The sequence below is a fragment of the Methylobacterium sp. WL103 genome (assembly GCF_008039885.1).
Classification (GTDB): domain Bacteria; phylum Pseudomonadota; class Alphaproteobacteria; order Rhizobiales; family Beijerinckiaceae; genus Methylobacterium; species Methylobacterium cerastii.
Map to the genome: position 1 here is coordinate 1 of NZ_VRUX01000354.1, position 4399 is coordinate 4399.

6 protein-coding genes are annotated in these 4399 nt (G+C 71.8%); 2 read left to right on the plus strand and 4 right to left on the minus strand.

Annotation, left to right across the window (positions count from 1 at the left end; genetic code table 11):
• The coding region (locus FV222_RS18225; RefSeq protein WP_187277374.1) for an Hpt domain-containing protein at positions 1–358 on the plus strand (358 nt) is incomplete at its 5' end.
• A gap of 373 nt (positions 359–731) precedes the next feature.
• Here the strand turns inward: FV222_RS18225 and FV222_RS18230 are convergent.
• The 4 genes from FV222_RS18230 to maiA all read right to left on the minus strand — a co-directional run bounded on the left by FV222_RS18230 (position 732) and on the right by maiA (position 3891).
• Positions 732–1049: a hypothetical protein gene (locus tag FV222_RS18230; protein ID WP_147752803.1), complete on the minus strand. Its 318-nt coding sequence runs from the start codon at positions 1047–1049 to the stop codon at positions 732–734.
• A complete protein-coding gene (locus FV222_RS18235; RefSeq protein ID WP_147815327.1) occupies positions 1046–1360 on the minus strand; it encodes an EthD family reductase in 315 nt (104 codons plus the stop codon). The genes FV222_RS18230 and FV222_RS18235 overlap by 4 nt, the downstream gene beginning before the upstream one ends.
• A gap of 313 nt (positions 1361–1673) precedes the next feature.
• Positions 1674–3005, minus strand: a complete 1332-nt coding sequence (locus tag FV222_RS18240) for an NAD(P)/FAD-dependent oxidoreductase (protein WP_147815328.1) — start codon at positions 3003–3005, stop codon at positions 1674–1676.
• Positions 3006–3243: 238 nt separating this feature from the next.
• Positions 3244–3891 (minus strand): maleylacetoacetate isomerase, encoded by a 648-nt coding sequence (gene maiA / locus FV222_RS18245; protein ID WP_147752812.1) that lies wholly within the window; start codon positions 3889–3891, stop codon positions 3244–3246.
• Positions 3892–4077: 186 nt separating this feature from the next.
• Here maiA and FV222_RS18250 point away from each other — a divergent pair.
• Positions 4078–4399: DUF1611 domain-containing protein (locus FV222_RS18250; RefSeq protein WP_147815329.1), on the plus strand; the 322-nt coding region annotated here is incomplete at its 3' end.

The window sequence follows — 4399 nt, forward strand, 5'->3', positions numbered from 1 at the left end:
GGCCCGCCCGGCGCCGGCCTCCGCCGCGACGGACGGCTCCAACACCGTGCTCGACGGAGCGGTGTTCGGCGCCCTGAAGGACGGGTTCGGGGCCGAGCGAGTGGCGGCGCTCCTCGACCTGATGGGGGCTGAGCTGCGCGACCGCTTCCGCTCCGAGGCCGACCGGGTCCAGGTCGCCCACGACGCGCACGCCCTGGTCTCGGCCGCCGGCATGCTCGGCTTCACCCGCCTCTCGCGCCTCTGCCGCGAGATCGAATCCGCCGCCCACGGCGACGCGGACCTACGCCCGCTCATCCACCGCCTCGAGGTCCAGCGCGCCGAGGTGCTCGGCACGATCCACAAGCTCAAGGCGGCGTGAGGGCAAGCTTAAGGCGGCGTGAGGGGAAGTGTCATCCGTCCGATGCGAAATGACTGAATTCCGGCATCCCTGCCGGCGGTTCGCTGTGTGCGCATCCCCTCGCCCCGCCTGCGGGGAGAGGGCTTCGGCGACCTCGTCGTCGCCGAAGCGAGGCGGCAGCCGAGGGTGAGGGGGCCGAGCCGGAGGAGCCTCCTCCGCTCGCGCCCCCTCACCGTCGCTTCGGCTTCGCCTGCGCTCCCCGGCTGTACGACGAGGTGCAGCCGGGCCTCTCCCCGCGCGCGGGGCGAGGGGAGCCCGCGAGTGATCCGCGGCCGTCCCGAATCGTGTGAGTACGGTGGCCCTCATGGCGGGAGGGCGGGGCGCTCCCGGGCCTTCAGCCCTCCGGCGCGGCCTCGTCGTCCTCCGGCTCCGGGTCGGCCGTCCAGGCGGTGGCGAAGGCGGCCAGGTGCTGGGCCTCCGCGAACGCCATCACCGTCACCGTGCGCTCGGCCGGCATGCCGCCGGGATAGGGGGCGAGCAGGATCGACTTGCGCAGCAGCCGGGCGCCTGGCGCGTTCTCGGCGAGCCAGGCCTCGGCCTCGGGCACCAGCGCCTCCGGGCTCGCCAGCGCCCGGGAATCCGAGCGCAGCACGATGACCCTGGTGCCGAGGCTCGGATCGGCGGCCTGGACCGCCTGGACGATGTCGATCACGCGGATGCCTCCGGCAGCTCGTTGATCTGCACCGCGGCCTCGGCGTCGGTGAACTTCGGGATGTCGCCGAAGATCTCGGGGCCGTGCTGGGCGGCGGCCTTGGCGAAGGCGTCGGCGGAGTCCCAGGTCAGCAGCGCCATCACCTGGAACGGGGCCGGCTTGCCGTCCGGCGTACCGACGCCGCGCACGACCTTGGCCTCATGCAGGCCCATCGGCGACCAGCGCTCGCGCACCAGCGGCATGTGCTGGCCGAGATAGTAGTCCATGTCGAACCGGGGACCGGCCGGATACATCACGCTGACGAGGATCATGGCTGACGAACTCTCCCTGGCGGCACGTCTGAACGCGCGCGGCGGCGGCACGGAACCACCGAATGCCGGGGCTGGCAACGGGGGGGCGGTCCTGGTGCGCCGACCTCTCTCCCGCACAGGTCGTCACATCCACCCGTGGTGCAGGTGAAGCGCGGGTCCCCTCTCGCGTTCGGGAGAGGGCCAGGGTGAGGGGCGAGGATTGTCCGGAGAGGACGCACCCCTCACCCCAGCCCTCTCCCGAACGGGAGAGGGGGCCGCGTGGCGCTTCGCACGATCCGTTCGGGGTGCCCTATGAAGTGGCGTGATTGCCCCCTCAGTGCAGCTTCACCCGCGCCTCGGTGCGGCGGGTGAGCGCGCGGGCGGCGGCGTCGAGCGCCGTCTTCATCGTGCCGTGGAGCGCCTGCTCGTGCATCTTGTAGAGCGAGCGGTACATCATCCGCGCGAACAGCCCGGCGATGAGCATGTTCTTGCCGCGGATGAAGCCCATCAGGCTGCCCACCGTCGAGTATTCGCCGAGCGAGACCAGCGAGCCGAAGTCGCGGTACTTGAACGGCTTCAGCGGCTTCCCGGCGATGCGAGCCGGGATCTGCTTGATCAGGTGCGACGCCTGCTGGTGCGCCGCCTGGGCGCGGGGCGGCACCGGGCGGTCGGAGCCGGCCTCGACGAGGTAGGCGCAGTCGCCGATCGCGAAGATGTCGGGGTCGTGGGTGGTCTGCAGCGTCGGCGTCACCACGAGCTGGTTGGTGCGGGTGGTCTCCAGGCCGCCGATGCCCTGCAGGAACGGCGGCGCCTTCACGCCGGCCGCCCAGACCACGAGCTCGGACGGGATGAACGAGCCGTCGGCCAGCGCAACGCCGTCGGCGCGCACCTCGGTGACGCGGGCCTGGACGCGGACCTCGACGCCGATCTTGGCGAGCAGCGCCATCACCTCGGACGAGAGCCGCGGCGGCACCGCCGGCAGGATGCGGTCGGCCGCCTCGACCAGGGTGATCTTCAGGTCCTTGGCCGGATCGATCCGGTCCATGCCGGTGGAGACCACGTCGCGGACGGTGCGGTGCAACTCGGCCGCGAGCTCGGTGCCGGTGGCGCCGGCGCCGATCACCGTGACGTGGAGCTGGCCCGGCCGCACCGGACCGACCTGGGTGTGGGCCCGCAGCATTCCGTTCACGAGCCGCTGGTGGAAGCGCACCGCCTGATCCTGGGTGTCCAGCGCGATGGCGTGGTCCTTCACGCCAGGCGTGCCGAAATCGTTGGTGGTCGAGCCCACCGCCATGACCAGCGTGTCGTAGCCGACCGCGCGAACCGGCGTGATCTCGCGGCCTTCCGCGTCGTGGCTCGCCGCGAGCTGGATCGTGCGCGCGGTCCGGTCGAGCCCGGTCATCTCGCCGATGCGGTAGCGGAAATGGTGCTGGTGCGCGTGGTGCAGGTAGTCGACCGCGTGGTGGCCGACGTCGAGGCTGCCGGCGGCGACCTCGTGCAGCAGCGGCTTCCAGATGTGGGTGCGGGCGCAGTCGACGAGGGTGACGTGGACGTCCTTGCTGCGCCCGAACTTGTCGCCGAGCTTCGTCGCCAGCTGCAGGCCGGCCGCGCCGCCGCCGACCACGACGATGCGGTGGAGGCCCTGTTCGTTCTCGCCCGGTACCATGCCTGTCTCGTCGCTCCTCGGTGCGGCCGGCGCCGCCTCATCGCCCCCGGTGCCCCCGTGCGCAGGCACCGACCGTGCCGCCCGCCCGGGCAGGGTATCTCGGAACCGGTCTAAACCATGCGAGGATGGCCGTAATCCGGCCGCGGCGATCAAAAATTTTTGGCGGGACCTCAACCCGAGAGTGGCCTCAACCCGAGAGTGGCCTCCACCCGAGAGCGGCCTCGAGCGTGCGGCGGCCTCAGGCCGCCGGCGCGCCGGGCTGGCGCTTGGGATGGGCCTCGGCGAAGGCCGGCAGCGCCAGGCAGGTCTCGGCGATGCGCGCCACGGTGGGGTAGGGCGCGGTCTCGACCCCGAAGATCGCGGTGCCGACCCAAAGGCTGACGAGGCAGAGGTCGGCATGGCTCACCGCGTCGCCCTGGCTGAACCGGCCGGTGCCGTCCTCCGTCGAGAGCCGGGTCTCGAGGGTCTTCAGCCCGGTCTCGAAGGCGTGGCGGACGAAGCCCATCATCCGCTCCTTCGGAAGGTCGTAGGCCTCCATCAGGTAATTGCGCACCCGCGGCACGTAGAGCGGATGGGTGTCGCAGGCGACGAGCTGCGCCAACGAACGGGCCCGCGCCCGCTCGCGCGGATCGGCCGGCAGCAGGGGGACGCCGCCCTTGGTCTCCTCCAGGTAGTCGAGGATCGCGAGCGACTGCGTCAGCGGCGGCCCGTCGCCGTCGAACAGGGCCGGCACCGCGCCCTGCGGGTTGATCTTGCGGAATTCCGGCGCGTGCTGGTCGCCCGCGTCCAGGTCGATGAAGGTCTCCTCGTAGGCGAGCCCCTTCAGCTTCAGCGCGATCCGCACCCGGAAGGCGGCGGCCGAGCGCCAATTACCGTACATTTTCATCATGCCCACTGGCCCCACATCCGTTTCGCACGGGACCACATCGCACAACGGCGTCCTTCGCAAGGGCGAGGCGGGGGCAAGCCGTCGGCGAACGGGGCTTTGGCCGTGATCGTGCATTGCCCCGCGCGCGCGATCCCGCGATAGGAAGCCGGACCCGCGGCAGCGCGCGCGAAGGGATGACGGCCGATGCAGATCGAGACGCCCTATCTGATGTTCCTCGGCGACGTGCCCGATCGGCTCGCCGCCAAGACCGCCTACGGCATCGTCGACTGGCGCCCCGAATGGTGCATCGGCCAGATCCGGCTGCCGGGCTGCGCGGCCGACCTCGGCATCCCCGACCTCACCCTCGACGAGGCGCTGGCCAAGGGCTGCCGCACGATGGTGATCGGCGTCGCCAACGCCGGCGGCGTGCTGCCCGAGCACTGGGTCGCCGAGATCGTCGCCGCCCTGGAGGCCGGGTTCGACGTCGCCAGCGGCCTGCATGCGCGGCTCGGCGCGGTGCCGGCCA

Bases quoted from the DNA above. Each gene is read 5' to 3' on its own strand.
- FV222_RS18235 (WP_147815327.1), bottom strand. From the start codon at position 1,360: ATGATCCTCGTCAGCGTGATGTATCCGGCCGGTCCCCGGTTCGACATG.
- FV222_RS18240 (WP_147815328.1), bottom strand. From the start codon at position 3,005: ATGGTACCGGGCGAGAACGAACAGGGCCTCCACCGCATCGTCGTGGTC.
- maiA (WP_147752812.1), bottom strand. From the start codon at position 3,891: ATGAAAATGTACGGTAATTGGCGCTCGGCCGCCGCCTTCCGGGTGCGG.